General features: G+C 41.6%; 18 protein-coding genes and 1 tRNA gene. 11 read left to right on the forward strand and 8 right to left on the reverse strand.

All coding sequences use genetic code 11. The annotated features are described in order from the left end of the window. Positions 1 to 44: 44 nt before the first annotated feature. The 3 genes from IPJ16_17985 to IPJ16_17995 all read right to left on the reverse strand — a co-directional run bounded on the left by IPJ16_17985 (position 45) and on the right by IPJ16_17995 (position 6,977). Positions 45 to 1,949, reverse strand: coding sequence for a RagB/SusD family nutrient uptake outer membrane protein (locus IPJ16_17985; GenBank protein MBK7629058.1), 1,905 nt, complete (start codon positions 1,947 to 1,949; stop codon positions 45 to 47). 29 nt (positions 1,950 to 1,978) lie between these two features. Next, on the reverse strand, positions 1,979 to 5,152 hold the full coding sequence (locus tag IPJ16_17990; protein ID MBK7629059.1) for a TonB-dependent receptor: 3,174 nt from the start codon (positions 5,150 to 5,152) through the stop codon (positions 1,979 to 1,981). A gap of 292 nt (positions 5,153 to 5,444) precedes the next feature. Beyond that, positions 5,445 to 6,977, reverse strand: a complete 1,533-nt coding sequence (locus tag IPJ16_17995) for an SUMF1/EgtB/PvdO family nonheme iron enzyme (protein MBK7629060.1) — start codon at positions 6,975 to 6,977, stop codon at positions 5,445 to 5,447. Positions 6,978 to 7,307: 330 nt separating this feature from the next. On the opposite strand from IPJ16_17995, the gene IPJ16_18000 reads away from it, so the two are divergent. Continuing rightward, a complete protein-coding gene (locus IPJ16_18000) occupies positions 7,308 to 8,738 on the forward strand; it encodes a nucleoside hydrolase (GenBank protein MBK7629061.1) in 1,431 nt (476 codons plus the stop codon). Between the two features lie 77 nt (positions 8,739 to 8,815). Here IPJ16_18000 and IPJ16_18005 read toward each other — a convergent pair whose 3' ends face one another. Further along, entirely contained in the window at positions 8,816 to 10,426 is a 1,611-nt protein-coding gene (locus IPJ16_18005; GenBank protein ID MBK7629062.1) for a fumarate hydratase, read from the reverse strand. 383 nt (positions 10,427 to 10,809) lie between these two features. Further along, entirely contained in the window at positions 10,810 to 11,652 is an 843-nt protein-coding gene (locus IPJ16_18010) for an MBL fold metallo-hydrolase (GenBank protein ID MBK7629063.1), read from the reverse strand. A 258-nt stretch (positions 11,653 to 11,910) separates the two neighbouring features. Between IPJ16_18010 and IPJ16_18015 the strand changes: the two genes are divergently transcribed. Continuing rightward, complete coding sequence (locus IPJ16_18015) at positions 11,911 to 12,774, forward strand: esterase family protein (protein MBK7629064.1); 864 nt, start codon at positions 11,911 to 11,913, stop codon at positions 12,772 to 12,774. 101 nt (positions 12,775 to 12,875) lie between these two features. Here IPJ16_18015 and IPJ16_18020 read toward each other — a convergent pair whose 3' ends face one another. Further along, entirely contained in the window at positions 12,876 to 14,057 is a 1,182-nt protein-coding gene (locus IPJ16_18020; GenBank protein MBK7629065.1) for a hypothetical protein, read from the reverse strand. A gap of 108 nt (positions 14,058 to 14,165) precedes the next feature. Here IPJ16_18020 and IPJ16_18025 point away from each other — a divergent pair, with 108 nt between their 5' ends. From IPJ16_18025 to radC, 6 genes are all read left to right on the forward strand, one after another. Beyond that, a complete protein-coding gene (locus tag IPJ16_18025) occupies positions 14,166 to 16,043 on the forward strand; it encodes a heparinase II/III family protein (GenBank protein MBK7629066.1) in 1,878 nt (625 codons plus the stop codon). A gap of 125 nt (positions 16,044 to 16,168) precedes the next feature. Continuing rightward, positions 16,169 to 17,035, forward strand: coding sequence for a TIM barrel protein (locus IPJ16_18030; GenBank protein ID MBK7629067.1), 867 nt, complete (start codon positions 16,169 to 16,171; stop codon positions 17,033 to 17,035). Between the two features lies 1 nt (position 17,036). Further along, the gene (locus IPJ16_18035) at positions 17,037 to 18,380 is read left to right on the forward strand and encodes a peptidoglycan synthetase (GenBank protein MBK7629068.1); all 1,344 of its coding nucleotides are present in this window, start codon (positions 17,037 to 17,039) and stop codon (positions 18,378 to 18,380) included. Between the two features lie 143 nt (positions 18,381 to 18,523). Beyond that, positions 18,524 to 18,595: transfer RNA gene (locus IPJ16_18040), tRNA-Glu, on the forward strand. 39 nt (positions 18,596 to 18,634) lie between these two features. Continuing rightward, positions 18,635 to 18,886 (forward strand): 30S ribosomal protein S20, encoded by a 252-nt coding sequence (locus tag IPJ16_18045; protein ID MBK7629069.1) that lies wholly within the window; start codon positions 18,635 to 18,637, stop codon positions 18,884 to 18,886. A 218-nt stretch (positions 18,887 to 19,104) separates the two neighbouring features. Further along, the gene (gene radC / locus IPJ16_18050) at positions 19,105 to 19,788 is read left to right on the forward strand and encodes a DNA repair protein RadC (protein ID MBK7629070.1); all 684 of its coding nucleotides are present in this window, start codon (positions 19,105 to 19,107) and stop codon (positions 19,786 to 19,788) included. Here radC and folK read toward each other — a convergent pair. Next, complete coding sequence (gene folK / locus IPJ16_18055) at positions 19,758 to 20,297, reverse strand: 2-amino-4-hydroxy-6-hydroxymethyldihydropteridine diphosphokinase (protein ID MBK7629071.1); 540 nt, start codon at positions 20,295 to 20,297, stop codon at positions 19,758 to 19,760. The genes radC and folK overlap by 31 nt on opposite strands. Before the next feature lie 103 nt (positions 20,298 to 20,400). Between folK and sppA the strand changes: the two genes are divergently transcribed. From sppA to IPJ16_18070, 3 genes are read left to right on the forward strand one after another with little or no spacing between them, the layout of a single operon-like run. Next, positions 20,401 to 22,170, forward strand: coding sequence for a signal peptide peptidase SppA (sppA, locus tag IPJ16_18060; protein MBK7629072.1), 1,770 nt, complete (start codon positions 20,401 to 20,403; stop codon positions 22,168 to 22,170). Then, a complete protein-coding gene (lpxK, locus tag IPJ16_18065; GenBank protein ID MBK7629073.1) occupies positions 22,167 to 23,285 on the forward strand; it encodes a tetraacyldisaccharide 4'-kinase in 1,119 nt (372 codons plus the stop codon). The genes sppA and lpxK overlap by 4 nt, the downstream gene beginning before the upstream one ends. Then, positions 23,224 to 24,033, forward strand: a complete 810-nt coding sequence (locus IPJ16_18070) for a purine-nucleoside phosphorylase (GenBank protein MBK7629074.1) — start codon at positions 23,224 to 23,226, stop codon at positions 24,031 to 24,033. The genes lpxK and IPJ16_18070 overlap by 62 nt, the downstream gene beginning before the upstream one ends. Here IPJ16_18070 and IPJ16_18075 read toward each other — a convergent pair whose 3' ends face one another. Next, on the reverse strand, positions 24,034 to 26,652 hold the full coding sequence (locus IPJ16_18075; GenBank protein ID MBK7629075.1) for a lamin tail domain-containing protein: 2,619 nt from the start codon (positions 26,650 to 26,652) through the stop codon (positions 24,034 to 24,036). Between the last annotated feature and the right edge of the window lie 5 nt (positions 26,653 to 26,657).

Here is a 26,657-nt window from a genome sequence, read left to right on the forward strand (position 1 = left end):
CCGACCTTACTTATTTTTTGAAATTAATATACCTAAATCAGATATTAATAACCAGGATTCTGAACCAGAGCTGGTGCTTTATTCATCTCATCGCGAGCGATCGGAAGCCAATAGTATTTGTCACTGGCCCATGATCTTGCATCAGGTTTAGCTGCAAGGTCAACTTTCCATTCGAAATCACCATTTGTGAACTGTTTGATCTTCATCTCGAAGACGTCCTTGATTACTGTAGGGGCTGTCATCCAGCGGCGCATATCGTACCACTGGTGTCCTTCAGCAAAGAACTCAATATATCTCTCCTGACGAACATAATCTCTTGCAGTTGCCTGATCAGCAGTTACTCTGTCGGGAAGACCGGCACGGTTACGTACCATATTAAGCGCATTAATACCATTCTGCAGGTCTGCGCCACCAAGCTCAATACATGCTTCTGCGTAGTTAAGCAGAATCTCAGCATAGCGGAATTCAACCCAGGTATGTGTGCCTCTGTAGTACTGGCCAATAGTTGCCGGATCCATGAACTTCTTCAGGTAGTATCCGTTCTTCGTGCCGTTCCATGACTCGATAAGTCCCTGCCTGGTATCAACGCCATAAGCTTTGACTGTTCCATCTGTATTATAGAAATGGCCGGTCTGCACCTGGTTAAGGGGATCAAAACCTGCAGCATCTGCAGGACGAGCCTGCCATGGTGCTCCATGATAAAGGACAGTTGCGTAGAAACGTGGCTCACGGCCATTATACGGGTTTCTGAGCGGATCAGCAGCAAGTTCGGCAGCAGTTGCTTTACGTAACAACTGATCGCCGGGAGTGTATGCATCCCAAACAAAAGGAGTTCCGTCAGCCATCTCAAATTTTCTTACAGCGGGTTCTGTAGGATTATTGTTTCCCCAGTTATGATAACCGCATGGTCCCATCCAGATATTGGCGTTGTTGGTGTTACCTCCTGTGAGAGGATACTGAATTCCCCAGATAGTTTCCGCATTCCACTTACCCTTCTGTATGAAGATAGATGCAAAGTTGTCGGTATATGATTTTACCTGTGCTGCTGAAAGAGGAAGAACCGGATCAGCTGTTGAACCTGCAAGTGCAAATGTACCATATGTTCCATCCATCACAAGTTTGGCAGCATCCCTTGCAGCAGTTAAAAGGGCTGTCTGGCTACCTGCCGGAAAAGAAACCAGCATGTTTGAAGGCTCATAACCGCCATTTGTTAGTTTACTTGCACAGAAGAGCAGAACCCTTGATTTCAGGGCTGCAGCTGCTGCCCGATTGGCGCGGCCCTGCTCCATAGATGCTGGTAACAGTGCAATTGCCTGATCAATATCAGATAAAATAAAATCTTTTGTCTCAGCAAGTGTTGATCTTGTAAGTGTTGAAAAATCCTGACCAAGTTTGAATGGTTCTTTATTTATTACAACACCTCCATGGTTTAGCATAAGCATCGCATACTCAAAAGCTCTGATAAAGTAAGCTTCACCTTTTAGACGAGCCTTAAGTGCTTCATCGTTAGCAGTAGTAACCTTTACAGCATCAACATTAGCAATGATTGTATTAACGTTTTGAATATTGCTGTATAGATGTGGCCACCTTAAAAATCCTGCATAACCGGTATTTGCAAAATATCCGAGCTGATCAGGACTTAATGTCCCCTTAAGGTTGCCATAGTTAGAAGGACGGTGAATACAAAGAGTCTGATCTGTAGCTGATGAGAGAAGGTCCTCACGCATACCCAGGATACCATTGTTATCGCTATTCATGTTGGTGGAATTTTGAATTCCACCCATCCTGTCGTAGCATTTGCCCAGGTAGGCTTTCACAATGTTAACATCTGCGAAAACCACATCCTGGTTAAAGGAGTCGACTGACTGTTGGTCGAGAACGTCGGTACACGACGTTGCCATGAACAGCATCACCCCAATCGCAATTATATGATTAAATACTTTTTTCATATTTTATTATTTAAATATTTCTCAATTAATTAAAAGGTAATGTTTGCACCAACAGCAAATGTTTTCATTGCGGGATAAACTCCGGCGCCATTTACCTCAGGATCGAACTTCTTGGTTGCCGAATAGAGAAGTGCAAGGTTGTTTCCTGAGAAATAAACGCTTGCTCTTGCAATACCAAGAGGTTTATAGAGTTTGCTTGGAAGGTTGTAAGTAAGAACAACGTTCTTGAGCCTTGTATATGCAACATTATCAAGCCAGTATGTACTCATGTTAACAGCGTGTGCCCAGTAGTAATCGTTCCTGTTGAAAGCTCTTGCCACATCAGTTACGGTATTAGTTGGAGTCCACCTGTTATCATATGTCCACTGGAAGTAGTTGCCTGCTTCACCGCGTCTCTCATCATAATGGTTGAACCTCAGGTATTCACCCTGTCCCTGTACAAGAACTGTAAGTGTAAGGTCTTTCCATATAACATCGAGATTAAGTCCGTAGAAGGTCTCTGGAGCATCAACGTGGTCGATAAGGATCCTGTCATCACCTGTAATAGTACCATCCCCGGATACATCCCTGAAAATAACGTCACCTGGTTTTGCATTTGCCCAGTGGGGATAAGCATCAACTGCTGCCTGATCGGCAAAGATCCCGATTGCGTCATACATAAGCCATGCACCATAAGGATGTCCTGTCTCTCTCTGCCATTCAACTGCTCTTGCAGGCTCATCTTTAAATACAACTTCGTTACGGTTCCAGCTGAAGTTACCGCTAAGGTCAACTCTCCAGTCTGTACCAACATTCTTATGGAATCCTAAAACTGTCTCAAAACCTCTGTTATCAACTCTTGCTATGTTTTCATTTGGCAGAGTTAGTCCAGTGAAGTTTGGAACAGAAGCGTCACGTGCAGCAAGAATATCCTCCCTTATGTTGTAGAAGTATTCGAAGTCAAATGAAATAAGGTCGTTAAGCCATTTTGAATCGAATCCGATATTCTTTGTTGTCTGTGTTTCCCATGTAATAACAGGGTTGGCAATTGTTGGAGGTCCAACAGCTGTTTCAATAGAAGTACCTGTTCCAAACACCATTCCTGAACCAAGGCTAAACTTGTTTGAGTACTGGAATGGATCACCCGGGTCCATACCCATTACACCATAGGAAGCACGAAGTTTGAAATAGTTTATAAATGGAATATTGTTTTTCCAGAATCCTTCTTCAGATGCACGCCATCCTACGAGAAGTCCGGGGAAATTACCCCAACGGCTGTCTGGTGGGAATTTAAGAGAACCGTCACGACGGAAAAGTGCTTCAACCAGATATTTTCCTTTGAAGTCGTATGTAGCACGACCAATCAATGATTTACGTGCATAGATTGTAGCATAACCTGTGGTGTTCTTATCAAGGTCAGCTCCTGCATCCATAGTCTGAATAAGGGTAGATATGTAATACTGACGGAATCCGTACAGCTGGTTGTAATTGTTCTCATACTGCTCAAACCCCCCATACAAACTGATATTGTGATCGCCGAATTTCTTTGTATATGTGGCGTTAATATTTATTGTTTTGTTGATAGTTCTGGAATATGTCTCATTATTCTGAGGAGAAGAAAGTCCTCTCAGAGTAGGAGTGAGTGGGCTATCAACATTTAAACCTGTGGTAGGATTCAAAGTACCAGTCTTATTAGGATAGTATAGAATCCATGGTTGATAGAAAGCCTTGTTATAATAGTTTGTAAGGTCATAGCTGAATGCACCATTCATCGATAGCCCTTTAACAAAAGGAGGAGAGATAGTAAGATTAAAAGTATTCTGTAATCTGTAGGTTTTCTGATCATTTTTACCTCCCTGGAATGTTGAAGTAACAACAGGATTATCACCATACTCGATGTCCGGGCCCGGCTCACCAGATGGCCAGAATGACCATGTAGTAGGAACAAGACGGGTTGACTGACCAACGATTGCATCAGCACTCTTATACGGATAGACCCTGTTATTGAAAAATGCTGCAACATCAACACCTGCTTTCATCCATTCGTTGATCGGCAGGTCAAGTTTTGTGCGGAGGTTATACTGTTTGTACTGAGTTGATGACTGCTTGTAGAAAGCTTCATCACCTTTCATACCCATAGATATGTAATAATTCATTCCTTTTGAACCACCATCAATAGTAACGTTATGTCTGTAGGTTGTGGTCCATTTTTTAATAAGGTCACCATACCAGTCTGTATCGGGGTATCTCCATGGATCTGAGTGGTCTGCAAATTTCTGGATCTGCTCGTCAGTATAGCTGCGGGCTTTTCCGTTAGCAACCTGGTATTCTGTAAGCATTGTAGCATATTCAGCTGCATTTGTTACATCAGGTATAACTGTAGGGGTCATGAATCCCTGATAGAACTGGTAGTTAAGTTTTGGTTTACCTTCTGAACCTGTTTTTGTGGTGATAAGGATAACACCGTTTGCTGCCTGTGATCCGTAGATCGCAGCAGAAGCATCTTTCAATACAGAAAGAGAAGCTATATCCATAGGGTCAATTTCGTCCATTGAACGACCCTGTACTCCATCAATAATAACAAGAGGTCTGGTTGCAGATGCATTGGAGGCTCTGTTGCCACCAAGGGTACTACGACCACGAACAAGTATCCTTGCACCAAGGTTACCAGGTTCGCCGGTTTCCTGAATTACAACTGATCCCGGGAGTCGTCCGGCAATAGCTGTAGAAACGGAAACTGAAGGAATTGACTGGATGCTTGCACCGGAGATGGAGGTAACAGATCCGACAACGTTTGCACGTTTCTGGGTACTGTAACCAACAACAACAACTTCATCAAGACCGGTAAGTTCTGCTTTGAGCTCGATATCCACGACATTCTTGCCGGCAACAGCCACCTCCTGGGTAACATAACCGATAAATGAGAATACGAGTGTAGCATTGGCATCAGTAGTAGTGATGGAGAATTTACCATCAGCGTCGGAGATTGCTCCGGTACTGGTACCTTTTACCTGGATATTAACACCTGGCATACCCTGGCCATTTGATGCGTCGGTAACTGTTCCTGTAATTCTGCCTTGCTGCATTTCAGCTGCAGATCCCAGGATGTCGTCACCGGATGCTCTCTCTTCAGTCAGTGAAAAGGCCGGGAAAGCCAGTCCGCAAAACAGAAGAATAGTCACCATTGGCTTTAGAAGCCAAAAGTAGTTGGGAGTTTTTTTCATACTGTTAAACTGTTAGTTAGTAAATAATTAGTTAGTGATTAGGATTAATATTCAAAGTTCAAAATTGAAAATTCAAAAATCAAAAGGTTAAGGTCAGGTTTATAAGATTAAGTGTAAAAAGTACACTCATTATTTTACACCAAATTTTTTGCTGTTTTTTGTTCTATAAATTTAGTCTTACCACATTCCAGGTTTTGATCACCGGAATAATTATGATGCAATATAAACAGCGAAATGTTAAAAAACAATAAAATTTAGATAATTTATTGCACGAAAACTTAAAATTTAACTTTTAATTTTCATTCAAATCATAGTTTCCAGTCTTTTCATCATACTCACAGACGACCCTGAATCCAACATTGAAACAATCTGAATACCACCATATGCTCTTCGGCATCTGCGGATCTGTCCTGAGCCATGCCTCTGTTCTTGTATAATCGCGAGCTGCACTCCTTACCAGATCAGCTGTACTCAGGAACGAACCTCCTCTGATAACATGTTCTTCACCGGTCTCCGGACCTTTTGGATCTTTGATTCCATCATCATAATCAGCATAGGCATCAGCCTTATACCAGTCAGCGCAGAATTCTGCCACATTTCCTGCCATATTACGTAAACCAAAAGCATTAGGTTTAACTCTGTCAGGTGTTTGTGTTTTTGTCGGACTGTTACCTTTATATATTATATAGGTATTGATTACAGTGGTATCGTTTTTAGAAAGTTTTGCTTTTAATCCCGTTTTCTCAAACTTCTTCGGATCTCCCGGGAAAGGATATGGTCCGTCTGAACCAGCCCTGCAGGCATATTCCCACTCAGCTTCAGTTGGCAGACGGTATGTTTTGCCGGTAACTGATGAAAGCCACCTGCAATATGTTTCAGCAGCATGAAATGAAAAAGATATTGCTGGTCTCTGTCCCATTCCCCAGCCCTGATCAGGCTGTCCATAAGGAGGTGTAGCACCTGAGATAGCGTCTGTAGCACTTGCAACCTTATTTCTGATCCCTTCAGTATCAGTTGAACGTCCTTCAGCAGCAGTCTGAATATAGAATGCCATGTATTCGTCCCATGTTACTTCAACCTCAGCCATAAAGAACGGGGAGATTTCAACCTCCTTAACCGGACCCTCATCTTCTTTTCTGAAAGGTTCTTCAGCCGGACTGCCGATTTTAAAACTTCCGCCCGGAATTGCTACCATATTAAAAGATATTGCAGATTCAGGAACACGTTCTGTGTAATTCTTAAATTCTATAACTGGTGTCGGCTCTTTGAAAATTTCTTTAGCAGCTGAAGAGGTGCTGCCGAAAGTTTTATTACTTCCGTGGGTGTAGCCCTCAATATAATGGCCTGCATTAAGGTGACAGTTTATGCAGTGCAGTTCGTCGGTCTTTTTTGTCTGTGTATAATAGAGGTGTGCATCTTCTCCGGCTTTGGTAAGCTTTGAGGGGAAAAGATTCTCATGACATTTTTTGCAGCTGTTTTCAAAAACATAGCCTCTTGCAATTTCAAGTCTTCTACGGTCTTCCCAGTTGAATGATGCTGAATCTTTTGTCCAGTAACTCCACAGGTCGCGTAACCCGGTCTTTCCTTTTTCCCATAGATATTTCTCTCCTTTGGGAGGGAGGTGGCAATCTACACAGCCAATTCTCATACCTGATTTCGTATCATAATGAGTAGATTTTTTCCATGCATTGTCTGCAGCAGGATGTATATGACATGAAACACAATACTCGTTAGTTGAGGTATTATGCAGGACTCTCCCGGCGCCAAGGATCAATAAACTTCCAATTATCAATCCAGGTAAAAACCATATAAGGAACTTCTTCATAATTTGAATTTTTTGCAGCGTCAAGATAAAAAATTATCAAATACCAAAAACAGGTAATTGTCATGGAAGAATAAAAACCTACCTGACAGTTCACTTCGGTACTTCCCTTGTTTTTGCCCCCCATGCCCCCCTAAAGGGGGGTTAATTCTTGTTTTATTATGACTTTTCATTCTTTAATTAACTGTTTTATTGCTATTTACGTAATTATTGCCTAAAATATTGCTATAACACACTATATATGAATCATCTTAATATGCAAGTTTAACCCCCCTTTAGGGGGGCAGGGGGGCAAAATAATAATCACTATTTTTACAACCAAACTGATTTTCTATGAAAAGACTTCTCTTCACAATAATTTGCCTCTCCTTAACTCTTTCTTTGTTTTCACACCCCTGGAAACCACGCCATTATGTTATAATTGATACAGATGGCGGTATTGATGACATGAAGGCAATAACGATGCTGCTGGCATCTCCTGATGTGAGGGTTCTGGCTATAACTGTTTCACCGGGAAGTCTTACTTCAGGCGAAGCATATATTAAAGTCAGGAGTTTGCTCAATTCGTTCTATCATGAAGGGATCCCTGTGGGTATAAACAGGATAAGCAAGTTCAAATCTCCGGAATTTCCTGTTGCCTTAGCCACTAATTGGGGAAACGAAACCGGGCTGAATGAAAAGAATGAACCAGACCACCTGAATCTGATTGCTAAAATCCTGTCTGCAGAAAAAACCAAAATAACTTTTATCTGCCTGGGGAGCATGTCAACGGCAGCAACTGCTATTAAGGATCTTCCGGTTTTTAAAAAGCAGGTAAATCAAATCGTCTGGAGCGGATCCGGTCACGATGAAAAAGAAGGCTTTAACTATAAGGCGGATATTCCGGCAGCTGAAAGTGTTTTAAAAAGTGATGTAGTATTAAAAATAGTCAGGGGACTGGAATCAGAATCTTTTTACACACAAACGTTATTGAAACAAATTGATAATCTCCATAATGCCTACTCCCGGAAAATATCAGACTTCTTCTCTGCAAATGCAGCAAATAATCACAGCTTCTCATTTAACGCATACGATGAAATGGTGCCATTGTTTCTGCATTACCCTAATCTGTTCACAATTAATTCGGGAAAGAATTATGTAACATGTTCACCCCGGAATATCGATTCATTAAGGATTTGTTCGGCTAAGATTATTTCTGGAGAGAATATCGCACGCAATCAGGTTATAAGAGATCTTCCGCTGTCTCCCTCATTCTACTTTGATGATATTGAACCCTTTGTAACTGAGATAATAAACAGGTACGGCATTGATGAATGGACATCAGGGGTAATTGCAAATGAACTTCATCGCCACCTTGGCGTATTTGCTATTATCGGTGTAAAAATGGGAATCAGGGCAAGGGAATATTTCAATACCGGCGTGGATGAGTTCAGTGCAGTGTCATTTGCAGGATCGATGCCTCCGCTTAGCTGCATGAATGACGGGCTTCAGGTGAGCACCGGTGCAACTCCCGGACATGGATTGCTGACTGTCATAAACGATGCCCCGGCTATTCCGGCTGTTGAGTTTTCATATCTCGACAGGAAGATAAAGCTGACATTAAAACCTGAAATAGCAGAAAAGATCAGTTCAGAACTAAAAGAGATCAACTTCATTCATGGCCTCGACAGCGATATATACTGGGAACTTGTGAGGAAGAACTCAGTTAAATACTGGCGGGATCTGGATAGGCACGAGATATTTGATATTGAGGAGATTAAGTAAGCAGGCTTACTTTTTTATCATGACCTCACCCCCTCCCGTCCCCCTCTCCCCCGGGAGAGGGGTTGGGGTGAGGTCTTTTACCGATTATACTCATCAAAAAAATCATTCCCCTTATCATCAGTAATAATAAAGGCTGCCATGTTCTCAACCCTGATTTTCCGGATTGCCTCCATTCCGAGATCTTCGAAATCGACAAGTTCTACTGATTTTATATTTTCAGCAGCGAGTATTGCGGCAGGCCCTCCCACTGAACCAAGATAAAAACCTCCGTATTTTTTGCAGGCATCAATTACCTGACGGCTCCGGTTTCCTTTGGCCAGCATAATCATCGATCCGCCAAGACTCTGGAAAAGATCAACATATGAATCCATTCGTCCGGCAGTGGTTGGCCCGAAGCTCCCCGAAGGCATGCCTTCAGGAGTCTTTGCCGGTCCGGCATAATATACAGGATGATTTTTTAAATATTCAGGCATTGGCTTGCCCTCATCTATTAGTTTTTTAATACGGGCATGGGCAATATCCCTGGCAACAATCAAAGTTCCCGTGAGGCTCAACCTTGTCTTTACCGGATGTTTTGTTAACTCTGCCAGGATCTCTTTCATAGGTTTGTCGAGGTTTATCTCAACCGGTTTTTCCAGCTCGGGAGCTTTTGCCGGCATGAAACGGGCAGGATTTCTCTCAAGTTCCTCAAGGAAAATACCCTCTTCGGTAATATGAGCCTTGATATTCCTGTCGGCACTGCAGCTGACACCGAGTCCGACCGGACAGGAAGCAGCATGACGCGGCAGCCTGATAACTCTCACATCGTGAACAAAATATTTTCCCCCGAACTGTGCTCCGACGCCATACTCATGACAGATCTTTTCAATCCGTTTTTCCCACTCAAGGTCGCGGAAAGCCCTACCTCCTGCACTTCCTGTAACAGGAAGATGATCAAGATAGCCGGCTGATGCCTCCTTGACTGTCTTGAGAGTAGCTTCCGCTGATGTACCGCCGATTACCAGGGCAAGGTGATATGGAGGGCATGCAGAAGTACCAAGATCCTTTATTTTTTCTTTAACAAACTTCACAAGAGACTCCTCATTCAGAAGGGATTTGGTCTGCTGATAAAGGAAAGTTTTATTGGCTGAACCTCCTCCTTTTGTTATGAAAAGGAAATCATACCGTTTTCCGGGAGCAGAATAAATATCTATCTGTGCCGGAAGATTTGAACCTGTATTCTTCTCCTCAAACATTGAAAGAGGTACGATCTGTGAATATCGCAGGTTTTTGGTTTTATAAGTTTCAAAGATGCCTTTTGAAAGATGCTCGGCATCTATGACACCGGTGAGTACATCTTCCCCTTTCTTGCCAATTACAATAGCAGTACCTGTATCCTGACACCATGGCAGATCTTCCTTTGATGAAATTACAGTATTTCTCAGCATCATGTAAGCCACAAAACGATCATTGTCTGTAGCTTCAGGATCCTCAAGGATCTTTGCAAGTTTCTCAAGATGGCTCGTCCTTAGATAAAATGACAAATCAGAAACAGCTTCTTTTGCGAGAAGTTCGAGCCCTTCCGGAGAGACCTGGAGAATCTTTCGCCCACCCTGATCAATAAGTTTTACATAATCTTTAGTAAGCAGCCGGTACTTTGTTGAGTCCTTTTCAATCTGAAATGGTTTCTCATAGATGAAATCTGCCATAATTATGCTGTTATTTAATTAACAATTACCTGATTTTGAGAATGTAATATAATACTTAGCCGGGATATATCAAATTTAAGAACAAATGTCTTACAAACAAAGAATTTGGATCGGAATGAAAAATTTAAAAAATGATGGGCTAAAGCCCTATTCATCTATATCCTTTAATCCGTTGGCTGAAGCCAACGGCAATTGGGACATATAATCAGAATTATTGTTTCATTGGGCTGAAGCCAACGGCAATTTGGACATATAAGCAAAATTATTGTTTAATGTAAGAGCAGAAATCTTATAAATATGTCTTTAGACCAGATGCTCAATCCCTATTAAGTGTCCAAATTGCCGTCGGTTTTAACCGACGGATCCAAAGAAGGGATCACAAATCACAAGATCTCGCTAAACAGGAATTTGTCTTTAGCTCTGATCCCCTTCTGTGTCATCTCAAGATTACAGCATTCAACATCTTTATCATGCTGGAATACAAGTATATAATTTTCTTCTAGTGCCTTATTCAATAGTCTCTGCTTTTCATCAATTGATTTCAGCGATTCAATATCATAACTCATATTCCAGATTAGTGGAATATGTGCGGAGGTCGGAATAAGATCGCCGGTATAAACCAGTGTCCTGTCTTTGAATTTTATTACCGGAATCATAAGACCCGGTGTATGTCCGTAACAAAACAAAACCGAGAAACCAGGAAACAATTCTTCCTCTTCGTCAACCAGGTTAAGATGTCCGCTCTGTTCTATCGGCAAAATATTTTCCTCGAGAAATGAGTCAGCCTCGCGAAGATTATTTGTCACAGCCCACTCCCATTGTGTCCGGCTCACGTGATAAGCTGCTTTAGGAAAAGTAAGTTCATACCCCTCTCCGGTTTCTTTCTTTTTCACTCCTCCCCCGCAATGATCAGCATGTAGGTGAGTAAAAAACACGTCTGTAATATCTTCCGGAGCATAGCCTCTGTTTTTCAATCCCTGAATTAGTCCTTCGCCTCCATGAAGATGAACATGACGGAAGAATTTCTCGTCCTGTTTGTCGCCCCAGCCGGAGTCGACCAGAATAACATGATTCCCGGTCTCAATAATTAACGATCTGAGAGGCAGGTCAATCAGGTTATTTTCATCAGCAGAATAAACCCTCGACCATAGTACTTTGGGAACAACGCCAAACATCGCTCCTCCGTCAACTTTGAAACTGGCTATATTAAATAACTGAATCTTCATACAGTAATAATTACAGGATAAAATTAAAAGAAATATTATGCTTACCTCCTTAAATAACAAATAAAATGCCTTTAAGGATTCTTTCTCCGTGTAACTCTGTGCCTCCTCTGTGTAGCTCTGTGACAGTTCCTATTTTTTGTTACACAGAGAAAATCCGGAGGACACACAGAGTTCCACAGAGAAAGAAAGAAATACTTAAAAAAATTTAATACCTTTAAAATCGCTATTATCTATTTTACACTCTATAAACTTCAAATCATGAAAAAAGTTCTCTCTCTGTTCTCTATCCTTGCCATCTCAGCATCACTTCTTGCACAGACCGGCAAGGTATCAGATAATCTTACCATGACAAGCAAGATTCTGAAAATGGACCGTAAATATGCCATTTACCTTCCGCCTGATTATGAAACATCCCAGCGCAGTTATCCGGTTCTTTATCTGCTACACGGGGCTGGTGACGATCAGACCGGATGGGTACAGTTTGGCGAAGTTCTTACTATTGCTGATGAAGCCATAAAATCAAGTCTTTCTACTGCAATGATAATCGTTATGCCCGATGCTAACACTACTAAAAGAGGCTATGTAAACGATGTGAAAGGTGAATGGAGATTTGAAGATTTTTTCTTTGAGGAATTTATGCCCTTTATTGAAAAAACATATCGTATCAAAGGTGAGAAAAGATACCGTGCCATTGCCGGACTATCTATGGGCGGAGAAGGTACATTCATATATGCCCTGCATCATCCCGAACTATTCTCAACAGCATGTCCGCTGAGTGCTGCAACCGGACCTAGAAACATTGAGGAGCTTAAAAACTACAGGTTATGGACTGGTGTTGAAGGCATTACAGATGCAGATAAAGAAGCTTACTTTAAAAAATACAGCGTTCTCAATCTCATTGAAAATATGCCTGACGCTCAGAAAAAAGCAGTCAGGTGGTATATCGACTGCGGCGACGATGATTTCCTTTTTGAAGGAAATTCACTTGTTCACATTGCTATGAGAAAGAAAGAGATCCCTCATGAATTCAGAATACGCGATGGTGCTCATAACTGGACATACTGGAGGGAATCATTGCCAAAGGTGATGGAATATGTGTCGATGGTGTTTCACCAATTCTAGTTACCGCCCCCCATCCCCCCTAAAGGGGGGCTAACTTGCTCACCAATAGATATATATTAAGATTCGGGATTAACCCCCCTTTAGGGGGGCAGGGGGGCAATCTATATCGAATGCGGCTTTGATTTCTTAGCCGTCAGCAGGAACATTACCCTCATAGCAAACCTGATAGCCTGGTAAGATACCCAGTCAGTTAGCTGGAACAAAACAGTTTTACGGCGGCTATACTCAGAGAATGTAACCTGTCTGCAATCGGTGTCAATAATATCAAGAAGCAACGATTCGAACTCGCCTGAGAAATTTTCATCTGAGATATCCACATTTGTTTCAATGCTTCCATAGTCGCTCAGGTGGTTCATATTATAACTTCCTATAGTGCTCCATTTACCATCAACCGTTGCAACCTTTGCATGAAGGTTTGCAGGAAGATATTCATATATTTTTATATGGTTTCTGAGGATAAAATCATACAGGAAGTTGGTAGCTCTCTTGAAAATCCTGGAATCTGACACAGCCGAAAGAACTATTTTTATCTCCACTCCTCTTCTGCTTGCATTCCTCAGAAGTTTTCGTTCATTACGTCCGGGGAGGAAATAGCTGGCAAAGATTATCATCCTGTCCTGCGAGTGCTTTAAAGCCGACCTGTAGCTTTTTAATATTTCAATTTTATTCCTGTACCAGTTGTTCTGAAGAACCTTAATTCTGACATTTTCGGGATAATACTTAGGAGAATGGATAATTTCATGTGAGCGTTCCTTTCGCTTGAGAAAAGTCTTATTCCATAGTCTCTTAAGAATAAGCAACGTCTGTGAACATTCAGGGCCCTTTATCATAATAGCGAAATCGAGCCACTCTTTGGCAGCAGGTGTGCCATGATACCGGTCAGCCACATTCATCCCGCCGATAACGGCTACTTCACCGTCGGCAAGAAGTACCTTATGATGAAGCCTGAGACTCATCTGAAATCCCTTTGTTATAAGTCCGGGAGAAAACTTTCTGAAGAGTACTCCGGCATTTTCGATCCTGTCTGTCAGTTCTTTTGAAAAACTGCTGCCTCCGTAAGCATCGAGAAGAAAATAGACCCTTACTCCTCTTTTCGCTGCTCTTATCAGTGATTCTACAAAACGTTTTCCCGTATCGTCAGAATCGACAATATACGTCTGGAAATGAACATAATATTTCGCGTTATCAATGATTTTTTCGCATTCTGCAAAATATTGTTCCCCGCTCCTGAGAAGTTTTATGGAGTGACCATTCTTATAATCGTGTCGTGAAGGAACCTTCATAAGTTATTAATGGTATCTGTCTCTTATACAAAGATAGGACATTAAAAACAAGATCACTATTTTCGACTTTTTTACATTACTTTACAAATGTAACAAAACAGCTTTAATATGAAACCTGATTTCTTAGCCCTGAAGCTTACCGCAATAATGTGGATTATAAGCCTGACTGCATGTGCCCAGAATGAAAAGAGTAGTATCACAGGTCCTCTTCCCGGACATCCCAGAATAATGCTTCTTGAGGGTGACGAGGCTGCTATCAAGATGACAATGGCTTCTGACGATTTATGGAGATCGGCACATCAGTTCATACTTGTCGAAAGCAATAATATAATCGGAAAGCTCCCGGTTGAAAGAGTGCTTATCGGAAGAAGACTCCTTGACAAATCGAGAGAAGCACTTAAAAGGATTTTTTATCTCTCCTATTCGTGGCGTATGACATCAGACTCCAGGTACCTTCACAGAGCGGAGAAGGAAATGCTGGCTGTTGCAGCTTTCAGTGACTGGAATCCATCTCATTTCCTGGATGTTGCTGAAATGACTATGGCTGTCTCTATTGGTTATGACTGGTGTTACAATGGATTAACCGAAGAATCGCGAAAGATAATTAAGAATGCTATTCTGGAAAAAGGACTGAAGCCATCTCTTGATTCAAAAAATAACAGCTGGCTGAAGGCCACTCATAACTGGAACCAGGTTTGCAATGCAGGTATGACATTCGGGGCTCTAGCAATATATGATGAAGAGAAAGAACTTGCCGGAAGCATTATCGACAGGGCAATTTCTTCAATTAAACTGCCGATGGAAGATTATCAGCCCGATGGTGCATACCCAGAAGGTTACGGATACTGGGGATATGGTACCAGCTTTAATATAATGTTTCTCAGCGCTATGGAGAAAGCATTCGGGAGTGAGTATGGACTTACAATAAATGAAGGATTTTTCAAAACAGCAGAATACCTTGAGAATATGACCGGCCCAACAGGCAACTCATTCAATTATTCTGATGCCGGATCAGGCGGGGGTCTTCAGCCTTCTATGTTTTGGCTTGCAAACAGGCTTAGCGATCCGACTCTTCTATGGTCGGAAAGATACATGCTTCAGAATAAGAGTCTTCCGAATGACCGGCTGCTTCCTGCAATTATGATCTGGAGCGCAGGAATGTCTGTTAATGAAATTACACCTCCTGCAAAAAAATTATGGGTAGGCCAGGGCAAAAATCCTGTTGCCCTTATGCGATCATCCTGGACTGAAAAAGATGCTGTGTATGTGGCAATAAAAGGAGGATCTCCTTCGGTAAATCACGGACATATGGATGTCGGATCCTTTGTAATGGAGGCACTGGGCGAGAGGTGGGCTATGGATTTTGGTATGCAGGATTATAACTCACTTGAGACTGCAGGCGTTGACCTCTGGAATATGAAGCAGAACTCACAGCGCTGGGAGGTTTTCAGATATAATAATCTGGCTCATAACACACTTACAGTCAATAATCAGCTGCAGGTTGTCGGAGGGTACGCAAAGATAACATCATCCTCAGAGTCTGCAGGAATGATTAATGCTATTACAGACATTTCTTCAGTTTACTCCGGAATACTAACTAAAGCCATAAGAGGAATTGCAATTGTTGACAACAGTTATGTTACGGTCAGGGATGAAGTTGAAACCTCAAATGCGGAAACTGTAATCCGCTGGAACATGGTTACTTCGGCTGCTGTTAACATAACTGATAATAATACTGCAGTCCTGACTAAAAACGGGAAGAAACTAGAACTAAAAGTAAAAGCACCGGCTTCAGTAACAATGAAAACCTGGAGCACAGTGCCTTCACATAGCTATGATGCTGCAAATCCCGGGACTATAATGGTAGGATTTGAAGTTACTGTTCCTGCCAATACAAAAGCATCACTGACAGTGCTTTTGCTGCCTCAGGGTTCTGTTGAGAATAGCCAAATAACTAACATGACACTGGAAAACTGGCCAAAATAGCGAACACCTCCACCCCTGCCTACCGGCAGGCAGGCTGCCCCCTACTCCCGGGAGAGAAGGGGGTAGTGGACAAACAAATAGAAAATTATTACTATTTTTATGAATAATTACATAAAATCCAGCATATGAACAGAAGAAAAATGATAGGAAGTGTCGCCGGTGCAGCTGTAGTAACAGCAGCAACACCATTTAACAGTGTATTTGCAGGTACAACTGATAATGCAGCCCCTCTTAAAGGCAATATCCGTCATTCGGTGAGCCAGTGGTGCTATGGAGATATTCCCCTGGAAGACTTCGCCAAAGCATGTAAAGAGATGGGCATTGAGTCCATTGAACTTCTGAAAGAAGCCGACTGGGCAATTGTCGGAAAACACGGACTTAAATGTGCTGTGGGATATGCCACGGACTGGGGTATTCCAAAAGGCTTCAACCGTGTTGCCAATCATGAAAAGCTTATCGCCGATTTCGAGGCAATGATACCAAAAGCAGCTGCAGCAGGTGTTCCGAACCTTATCTGTTTTTCAGGTAACCGTGAAGGCCAGAATGACCAGGAAGGAATGATAAATTGTGCAAAAGGCTTGCGCAAACTGATGCCAACGGCTGAGAAACACGGAGTTACAATCATTATGGAGCTCCTGAACAGTTATGGACATAAAGACTACCAGTGCGATAAGACCACCTGGGGGTCGGCTCTCTGTGAAATGGTCGGATCTGACAGGTTCAAACTGCTCTATGACATTTACCACATGCAGCTGATGGAAGGTAATGTTATTGATACAATAAAAAAATACATTCCTTACATCGGACATATACATACCGGAGGCGTGCCGGGAAGAAATGAACTGGACGAAACACAGGAGCTTTACTATCCTGCTATTATGCAGGCTATTGTAAAAACCGGTTATAAAGGATTTGTGGGGCAGGAATTTGTACCAAAGGATAAGGATAAACTGGCATCGCTTAAAAAGTGCATCCAGATCTGTGACGTCTAGGATGAGAGTACATTTTATCGCAGTCGGCGGCGCAGTGATGCACAACCTGGCAATTGCTTTGCACAAAAAGGGATATCGGGTTACCGGTTCTGATGATGAGATATTTGAACCATCACTCTCCAGACTCAAACAGTATGGTTTGCTTCCGGAGAAGTATGGATGGGACCCCGGCAATATCACTGCAGATATTGATGCAATTATACTCGGCATGCATGCCAGGGCAGATAATCCCGAGCTGCTCAGGTCTAAAGATCTGGGACTGAAAATTATGTCATTCCCCGAATACCTGTTTGAACAGACAAAAAACAAAAAACGGGTTGTCGTTGCCGGCAGTCACGGTAAAACCACTACCACTGCAATGATAATGCATGTGCTGAGATTCCTGAACATCAAATTCGATTACATGGTAGGCTCGGGAATTGACGGATTTGAAACTATGGTTGGATTGTCAGAGGAAGCAGAAATAGCTGTATTTGAAGGTGATGAGTATCTGACATCAGCTCTTGACAGAAGGCCAAAGTTCCATCTATACATGCCTGATATAGCCATTATAAATGGTATTGCCTGGGATCACAAAAATGTGTTTCCCACGTTCGACAATTACATAGAACAGTTCAGGGTATTTGTTAATAAAATAACACCGGGAGGAACCCTGATATATTTTGCTGAAGATCCTGAAGTAAATAAAATTGCAGAGGAATCAACAGGTGATTTCATAAAGGTCCCATATAAAGTCCATGGATATTTTCAGAACAAAACAGGATTCTACGGAGCTACTCATAACCGGGTTGTACCTCTGAAAATATTCGGTGAACATAATATGCAGAACCTTTCTGCCGCAAAGCAGGCCTGCCTTTCAGTCGGGGTGGCAGAGGATGATTTTTATACAGCTATTCAAAGCTTTGAAGGCACATCAAAAAGACTTCAGAAAATTAAAGAAACCGGGAGCGGGATTATCTATCTCGATTTTGCCCATTCACCATCCAAAGTAAAAGCTACAGTTGAAGCGGTAGCAGCAAGGTATCCGGGACGCGAAATAATTGCATGTCTTGAATTGCATACATACTCAAGTCTTAGCGACGACTTTCTCCCTCTGTATGAAGGAACCCTGAAAAGTGCCACGAAAGCATATGTATATTTCAACCCTCATGCAATCGCTTTGAAAAAGCTCAAACCGATTGGAAAGGAAAATGTAAGAAATGCATTTGGAGGTGAGAATATTCTGGTATTTGATAATTCACAGGATTTGTTTAAACAGATTAATAATCAGCATTATAACAACCCGGTATATCTTTTCATGAGTTCAGGGGATTTTGATGGATTTGATTTAAAAACTATAATATAATTTTTTACCACAAAGGACACGAAGGTTCTCACAAAGGTACACAAAGGTTAAAAATTGATTATATCTGGATTTTTACCTTAAAATATTTTGCAGATCAAAAAAAACATCTTTTCTTTGCATCCGCATTTTAAAGTTCTTTGCACGGTCCATTCGTCTAGTGGTTAGGACGTCAGGTTTTCATCCTGGTAACAGGGGTTCGATTCCCCTATGGACTACAAATTTTTAATTAGTTAGCAGTTAATTCATACAGTAGCATGGCAAATCATAAGTCGTCCGAAAAAAGGATAAGGCAGACCGAGGTAAAGAAAGACAGTAATAAATATTACGCAAAAACTACCCGTAATGCTCTTAAGACACTTCGCAGTTCAACGAACAAAGAAGAGGCTGCAACATTGCTTCCTAAATTAACTTCTATGCTCGATAAGCTTGCGAAAAAGAATATTATTCACAAGAAAAAGGCATCAAACCTTAAGTCCTCACTTGTAAAGCACGTAAATAGCTTATAATATTTCTGACATTATAAATCAAAAGGCTGTATCGGAAGGTATAGCCTTTTTTGTTTTACTCATTTCTCACGACTAACGACTCACGGCACACGACAAACGGAAATCCGGTCATTCTTCCCTGCGTCGTGCGTCCTGAGTCGTGTGTCTTAAGTCATGTGCTCTTTTGTTTATTTATATCATTTGATTAAATTGCAGTTGCATTTCTAATTTCGTGCTGCATGTCAATTAAAATCACCGACTGGGCTGTTGAGGACAGACCCAGGGAAAAGCTCATTCAGAAAGGGACTTCCAGTCTGAGCGATGCCGAACTGCTTGGCATATTAATCAGTTCAGGCACAAAGGATAAATCGGCAGTTGATCTTGGCCGGGAGCTGCTGACTCTTGCAAATAATAATCTCAACAGCCTGGGAAAGCTTACAATTGCCGATCTCAGGAAGCTTCATGGTATAGGTACTGCAAGAGCAGTTACCATAGCAGCTGCTCTTGAGCTTGGAAGAAGGCGAAAACTTGCAGAGTCCCCGGAGGTTGCTCAGATCAAATGTTCCAAAGATGTTGCCGACATTTTTCAGCCAATCCTCTCCGATCTTGCCCATGAGGAATTCTGGATCCTTTTTCTAAACAGGTCAAACAGAGTGATTAACCTGATGAAACTTAGTCAGGGTGGCATTAGCGGCACTGTAACCGATGTAAGAATGGTGATGAAAAAGGCAATTGAATATCTTGCTTCAGGAATTATCGTCTGCCATAATCATCCGTCGGGAAACCTTAATCCAAGTGAATCAGACACAAAAATAACCCTGAAGATCAAAGAGGCAGGAAACCTGATGGATATTCAGCTTCTCGATCACCTGATAATTTCGGATAAGGATTATTATAGTTTTGCGGATAATGGGTTGCTCTGATTGTCGTGCGGTCTTGCAGTCGTGCGGTCTTGCAGTCTGACCTCACTAAGGTCTTCACATGACTTGAGCAGTGAGCCAACACTTTGCTTCAGAACAGGATGTATAAAATCTGGTGCAATTTCATTTAACGGGAAAAGAACAAACTTCCGTTCATGCAAATATGGATGAGGGATCTTTAATGTTATCTCATCCATGATCAGGTCATCAAAAAACAAAATATCTATGTCAATTACTCTTGATGAATATTGTTTTTCTGTCCGTATCCTTCCGAGTTGTGCCTCAATCATCAGAATTGCACCCAGAACACCTGATGGTGTGTGGGTTGTCACAACTTCAACAGTCATGTTCAGGAAGTTATTCTCTGCTTCGAAACCCCATGGCTCTGTTTCATATACTGAGGATACTTTTTTGATCTCGCCGATACTAATCCCAATAAGGGTAACCGCCTCACAGAGGTTGGCTTCCCTGTTTCCCATATTAGTACCTATTCCAAGAAATATTTGATGCATATCTGAGTCTCCCCATTATCAAAAGTATTAAATAGATACGTACCTTTACAAATTCAACCTGATTTTTATATATTTAAAATTCAATCTGTAAAACCATTCACTGATGAAAGATTTTCTGAAATACACCCTGGCAACTATAACCGGAATTATCCTGGCATCCATTCTTTTCTTTTTCGTTATGCTTGGAGCACTAAGTGCAATAATTGCATCAGGCGACAAACCCGTTTCTGTAAGTGACAACAGCGTCCTGATTCTTAAGGCAGGTGTTTCAACACCCGACAGAGGAAATGAGAATCCTCTGGCAGGATTTGATTTTTTTGACATGACACTGACTCCCGTTCCTGGCCTGAATGAAATTCTTAAAAACATCGAAAAGGCATCGACCGATACAAGGATCAAAGGGATCCTGATTGAGAACGGACTATTTCCATCGGGCTGGGCTACAACATCAGAGATTCGAAGTGCCCTTGCAAAATTCAGAGAATCAGGGAAATTTGTTATCTCATATTCTGATTATGTTCTCACCCAGGAGTGCTATTACCTGTCTACCGCTGCCGATAAGATCTATATAAATCCGGAGTCGATGGTTGATTTCAAGGGATTGAGCAGCGAAGTAATGTTCTACAAAAAAGCTCTGGAAAAAATCGGGGTTGAAGTACAGGTTGTCCGTCATGGCAAATTTAAAGGCGCAGTTGAACCTTTTTTACTTGATAAACTTAGTGAAGAGAATAAGGCCCAGATCAGGGACTATGCCGGATCAATCTGGAAAAGTGTACTTGAAGATATCTCGTCATCAAGAGGAATCCCAACAGCAGAGTTAAACCGAATTGCCGATAATCTTGACGGAAACATTGCTTCCAAAGCACTTCAATCAAAACTTGTGGATGCATTAATGTATCGTGATGAATTAAATGATACTTTAAAAAGCCTCGCAGGAGTTGGTTCGGAAAAGGAGCTCAACACTATCTCGATGTTTAAATACAGCAAGGTTCCTGATCATAACAAAACTATAGATGTGAGAAACAGAATAGCAGTTATTTATGCATCGGGAACTATTGTTACCGGGAAAGGGAATGAGACTAATATCGGTGGTAATTTCTATGCTGATGTCATAAGGAAAGAGAGAAAAGATACTTCAGTTAAGGCAATCGTTCTCAGGGTAAACTCCCCGGGAGGAAATGCCATTGCATCTGACATAATGTGGCGTGAACTTGAACTGGCTGCAAAGGTTAAACCGGTTGTTGTATCAATGGGAAATTATGCTGCTTCAGGAGGATATTACATCTCTGCCCCTGCCACAAAAATATATGCGAATGCCACTACAATCTCAGGGTCTATAGGGGTATTCGGACTTATCCCGAATGCAGAAAAGCTGCTGGAACAGAAACTCGGATTATCAACTGAATTTGTAAATACAAACGAGAATTCAGAATTTCCTTCTGTATACAGGCCCATGAACAGTTACGAACAGGAGGTAATGCAGAGATCGATAGAAAACGTTTATACCGGATTTGTAGGCAAAGTTGCAACAGGCAGGGATATGTCTCCGCAGTCAGTCGACAGTATAGGTCAGGGAAGGGTTTGGAGCGGTACAAGCGCGATTAAAATAGGTCTTGTAGATGAATTGGGGGGACTTGAAGATGCTATAAAAGGAGCTGCTGAACTTGCCGGGGTAAATTCCTGGTCAATAAGAGAACTGCCTGTTATTGAAGATCCGTATATGAAATTACTTACACAGCTCAGCGGTGAGGTGAAAATGAACATGCTTAAAAAGGAACTTGGCGAATCAGTTAAATATTATAACATGGTACAGGAGATACGGGATTTATCTGGTATTCAGGCCAGATTACCATATTTTCTGGAGTTAAGATGATAAATAACAAAAACATACTACTCTACCCGCTTGCCCGCATCTGGGGAATGATAACAGGCTTCAGGAACTTCTTATATAATTCAGGAGTTTTGAAATCCGTGGAGTTCCATCTCCCGGTTATTTGTGTAGGGAACATTACAGTCGGAGGCACAGGAAAAACTCCTCATACAGAATATATTGCAGATCTCCTGAGGAAGAACTTTAAAGTTGCAACGCTAAGCAGAGGATATAAAAGGACAAGCCGTGGCTTCCGTATTGCATCTCCGGAAACAGCGGTCAGGGAGATTGGCGATGAGCCCATGCAGATGTTCAGAAAACTGTCAGGTGTTCTCGTTGCAGTCGACAGGAACCGGGTAAATGGTGTAAACAGAGTTTTAGAGGAAGCTCCCGATACGGAAGTGATAATTCTCGATGATGCGTTTCAGCACAGAAGGATAACCCCGGGCTTTTCTATTCTGCTTACAGATTTCGAAAGGCTTATAGTCAGGGACCACCTGATGCCTTTTGGCAGTCTGAGAGAAAGTGCAGGAAATATGAGAAGAGCTGATATCATAATTGTCTCGAAATCACCTGAAAATATTTCACCGATCCAGAGAAGAATCATTGTTAAGGAGATTGATAAATCGCCATATCAGAATCTCTATTTTACATCGATGGTATATAAGGATCCTCTTCCGGTATTTGAAAATCTCTCAGAAAATGCTGAGAAGCCGGATCTGATGGATCCAGTAAACTGCGGAATCGTATTGATAACCGGAATTGCCAATCCGCAGCCCTTTAAGGAATATCTTCTGAAAAGCTTCGGGGAGATTATTCACCTCTCATTCCCCGACCATTATGCCTTCCGGGAGAAAGATATTCAAGCTATTGCTTTGTCATATCAAAACCTGAAATCCACAACCAAATACCTTATTACAACTGAAAAAGATGCGGTAAGATTGCGGGAATTTACTAATATTGCAGAACCGTTAAAATCGGCATTTTTTTATATCCCGATCGGCATACATTTTTTAAATGACGATAAGGATGAGTTTGATAATCTGATAGTTGATTATGTTAGAAAAAATAAACGAAACAACAGAGTTTCTGAGAGCCAAAGGGATAAAAAATCCTGATGTAGGCATAATTCTGGGTACAGGTCTTGGCGGACTAACGACAAAAATCAAAAATCGAATCGAGATCGATTATAAGGATATTCCTAATTTTCCGGTTTCAACTGTTGAAGGTCATGACGGGAAATTCATCTTTGGTGAACTAGGGAAGAAAAAGATAGTTGCCATGAAGGGCAGATTTCACTACTATGAAGGCTACGGTCCGGAACAGGTGGCTTTACCGGTAAGAGTAATGAAATATCTTGGTATCAAATGCCTTTTCCTTTCAAATGCAGCAGGAGGGGTAAACCCTGATTTTCAGATTGGGGATATAATGGTTATTACAGACCATATCAGTCTTTTACCGAACCCTTTGCTTGGTCCGAATGACGACCGCATTGGTCCAAGATTCCCGGATATGGGGGAAGCATATGACAGATACCTCATCAAGAAGGCTTTATTGATTGCTGCTGATAACAAAATCAGAATACATAAAGGTGTTTACCTTTCCACCAGCGGACCTACTTTCGAAACTCCAGCTGAATACAAATATTTCAGGATAATCGGAGCTGATGCAGTTGGAATGTCAACAACGCCTGAGGTAATAATTGCTCGTCATATGGGATTGCCATGTTTTGCGGTGAGTATAATAACCGACCTTGGAGTTGAAGGCAAAATTGAGTACACAACTCATGAGTCAGTTCTTCAGGAAGCAGCAAAAACCGAAGACAGAATGACTACCATCATGACAGCGATGATCTCTTCATTGTAATTATCTTAAAACAGTACATACTTTTTTCCATTTTTGGGTTTTTCCGGAATCGTTGTATAGTGTAATGTAAATGATGTAGATGCCGGTTCTCACCGGGCTGCCATCATCCGCGGTCCCATCCCATAAAATAGCTGCATCAGGTGCTGTAAGAAGATTTGACGCAACCTTCTTGATGTAATTTCCTGTTTCATCGAAAACAGTTACTGAAATGACATTTCCGTTTCCTGTAAGATTGAAGCTTATAATGAGGAGATCTTCATTACCATCACTATCAGGTGTTATCCTGGAAGATGAAAATGCTATTTTATCTGTCGTTACCGGTATAACGCTAAATATTGAATTGGGTGCTCCGGGAGTTCCCCAACCGGAGCTCTCTGCTGCAGAATGCCAGTTTACAGCTTCCTCTGATTTAAGTCCGGGAGCTGTCTTTTCCAGTGCAACTCCTTCAAAATCTGAAAGAAGCGAAAAATGCATCTTCTCATTATAGAAAACTTCATCAATTTTGTCAAGCTCCCTGTTGTAAAGAATCAGATGCCCTTTATCATCATTCATGGCTGGCATATTTCCAACTTCATATATAAATTCATTCCCAGATGAGAAATATCTGTTTGCAATCATTTCTTTTTCAGTTGTGATGGTAAAATATTCCCCCGGCAACAGGCATCTTGATTCCATGGAAACCGGATAAAGCTGTGATGTATCTCCTGCCTCATCGTTTACTGATACTATCTGCAACCTCGAAACATCAACTACTTTTTCTGAGTTGTTGAATAATTCTATATAATCGGCATCTCCCTGTAAAGGATTAAACATTAACTCATTAAATAACACATCCCCTTGCAGGGAAGGTTCCGCAATGCCAAAACTACAGGTCTTCTTTTCCAGCGGATTTCCTGCAAAATCTTTTATTTCATCTGAGATACCGATCTGATATATCTTACCTGATTTAAGATAGGTTCCAGGGTTAACCAAAAACTCTCTGAACAGAGGATCGGTCCGACTAATATCAAAAATTTCATCGCCTTCAATTCTGATAATTCTGCTGCTGTTGTCAAAGCCAAAAACCGGTTCTGAAAAGTTTATCCGGATGCTGGCGCTGTCTTCAGGAAATACATTCAGAACTCCATAAAACTTTCTGTCCGGATTGTTGCCTGAAATTGAATTAACACTACCCGGAGTCCCTCCTTTTCGGGAGGCGGATGCGCCCCAGTTACCTTCAGCAAAAAACGGGAAATCTATATCGATCATTTCCAGCGACCAGCCACCGTTTGATTTAAGCTCATCTTCATACCATTCTGATGAGTAATCCACTCCATGTATAAGTGTACCTGTGCTGTCAGAGAGACATAATAGCCTTCCGCCATCAGTAAGTGCAGGGAATTGCTTAAGGCCCAGAACCCTGCCAAATTTTGAAAACTGTGGTACATCCGCAAGAAGACATAAAATGAGGATTTCACCAGGCTCCAATACTTTTTCAGCAAGCAGGTAATTCTGATCGCCCGCAGACAGGTTCCAGTTTTTTAGATTAAATGAGTATTTGGTCCTGTTCGTAACTTCAAGGTACTCCTTTGGTGGCAGGGATATCTCCGGAAAAGGATCAGCCATAATCTCTGATATAACTACATCTCCGGTTTCAGCCCATACCGGAGTAAAAGTCACTGATAAATCAGCTGAACAATTCCCTGACTTATCGCATAACCTATTGATTATCAACACATTTAATGATTTGTTAATCAAGCTGTTAGCAAATGTAATCTCATAAATAAGAGGACTCCTTTTTATAACATTCAGGCCCCTGTTTTCGATAGTATTAAGTGAAAAATTTTCAGGTACAAGGGATTCGTCAACAGGCTGCTCACTTAAAACTAAAATAACAGAATTCTTCCCTGATTCTTCAGAGGATATAATAAAGGGTGATTCGGTATCTTCATAGAAGACTCCTTCTATTTTAACCTCATCTACCCATAAGAGTCTGTCGCGGGTTGACGAATATTTATACCAAACTGAAAACCAGACAGGAGAAAAGATTTCCTTGTCTGTGCCATAAGCCTGCTTTAATAATGTTCTGTTAGATCTGTAAACAGATACTCCCCAATAACCGTCAGGGGATCTCTCAACTTCAATAATAGCTGATTCAGCCGATCCTATTGCCGTCTGCCAGTTTAACCGGCAGTTTACAATTGTTGAAATAACTGCTCCTTTTACTTTAACAATTCTGAGAGTGTCATCATACCCTGTCAGGTTTACTCCCAAAGCATACCCGTTTGTCCCCTCATCGATTGACATATTACCAGGCTCCCTGTCGGACATCAGGAATATGGCCCAGTTATTTGACGATGAGGGATCGTATCCGTGTCTTATCTGGAATGTCCATTTGGTATTGCCTTCCGTAAGATGAAGGTTTTTTACCTGCATACCGATTCTGTCAATACCGGCATCTGGATTATCATAAGAGTGGTGCAGGGAGTACTTTCCTGAAAGAGCTCCCTCAGTATCAGCCTTCCACCTGCTTTCAGAACTTTGAAACCAGTTATTTATAGCACCTGATTCAAAATTTTCAATAACCTGGCCGTATGCCGAAAATGGCATAAACAGGACCAGCAAAATAACTTTTTTCATGCAGC

The sequence above is a fragment of the Bacteroidales bacterium genome (assembly GCA_016709865.1).
Lineage (GTDB): Bacteria > Bacteroidota > Bacteroidia > Bacteroidales > VadinHA17 > LD21.

Excerpts from the sequence above, each read along its gene's own strand:
- IPJ16_17985 (MBK7629058.1), bottom strand. The coding sequence starts at position 1,949 with ATGAAAAAAGTATTTAATCATATAATTGCGATTGGGGTGATGCTGTTC.
- IPJ16_17990 (MBK7629059.1), bottom strand. The coding sequence starts at position 5,152 with ATGAAAAAAACTCCCAACTACTTTTGGCTTCTAAAGCCAATGGTGACT.
- IPJ16_17995 (MBK7629060.1), bottom strand. The coding sequence starts at position 6,977 with ATGAAGAAGTTCCTTATATGGTTTTTACCTGGATTGATAATTGGAAGT.
- IPJ16_18000 (MBK7629061.1), top strand. The coding sequence starts at position 7,308 with ATGAAAAGACTTCTCTTCACAATAATTTGCCTCTCCTTAACTCTTTCT.
- IPJ16_18005 (MBK7629062.1), bottom strand. The coding sequence starts at position 10,426 with ATGGCAGATTTCATCTATGAGAAACCATTTCAGATTGAAAAGGACTCA.
- IPJ16_18010 (MBK7629063.1), bottom strand. The coding sequence starts at position 11,652 with ATGAAGATTCAGTTATTTAATATAGCCAGTTTCAAAGTTGACGGAGGA.
- IPJ16_18015 (MBK7629064.1), top strand. The coding sequence starts at position 11,911 with ATGAAAAAAGTTCTCTCTCTGTTCTCTATCCTTGCCATCTCAGCATCA.
- IPJ16_18020 (MBK7629065.1), bottom strand. The coding sequence starts at position 14,057 with ATGAAGGTTCCTTCACGACACGATTATAAGAATGGTCACTCCATAAAA.
- IPJ16_18025 (MBK7629066.1), top strand. The coding sequence starts at position 14,166 with ATGAAACCTGATTTCTTAGCCCTGAAGCTTACCGCAATAATGTGGATT.
- IPJ16_18030 (MBK7629067.1), top strand. The coding sequence starts at position 16,169 with ATGAACAGAAGAAAAATGATAGGAAGTGTCGCCGGTGCAGCTGTAGTA.
- IPJ16_18035 (MBK7629068.1), top strand. The coding sequence starts at position 17,037 with ATGAGAGTACATTTTATCGCAGTCGGCGGCGCAGTGATGCACAACCTG.
- IPJ16_18045 (MBK7629069.1), top strand. The coding sequence starts at position 18,635 with ATGGCAAATCATAAGTCGTCCGAAAAAAGGATAAGGCAGACCGAGGTA.
- radC (MBK7629070.1), top strand. The coding sequence starts at position 19,105 with ATGTCAATTAAAATCACCGACTGGGCTGTTGAGGACAGACCCAGGGAA.
- folK (MBK7629071.1), bottom strand. The coding sequence starts at position 20,297 with ATGCATCAAATATTTCTTGGAATAGGTACTAATATGGGAAACAGGGAA.
- sppA (MBK7629072.1), top strand. The coding sequence starts at position 20,401 with ATGAAAGATTTTCTGAAATACACCCTGGCAACTATAACCGGAATTATC.
- lpxK (MBK7629073.1), top strand. The coding sequence starts at position 22,167 with ATGATAAATAACAAAAACATACTACTCTACCCGCTTGCCCGCATCTGG.
- IPJ16_18070 (MBK7629074.1), top strand. The coding sequence starts at position 23,224 with ATGTTAGAAAAAATAAACGAAACAACAGAGTTTCTGAGAGCCAAAGGG.
- IPJ16_18075 (MBK7629075.1), bottom strand. The coding sequence starts at position 26,652 with ATGAAAAAAGTTATTTTGCTGGTCCTGTTTATGCCATTTTCGGCATAC.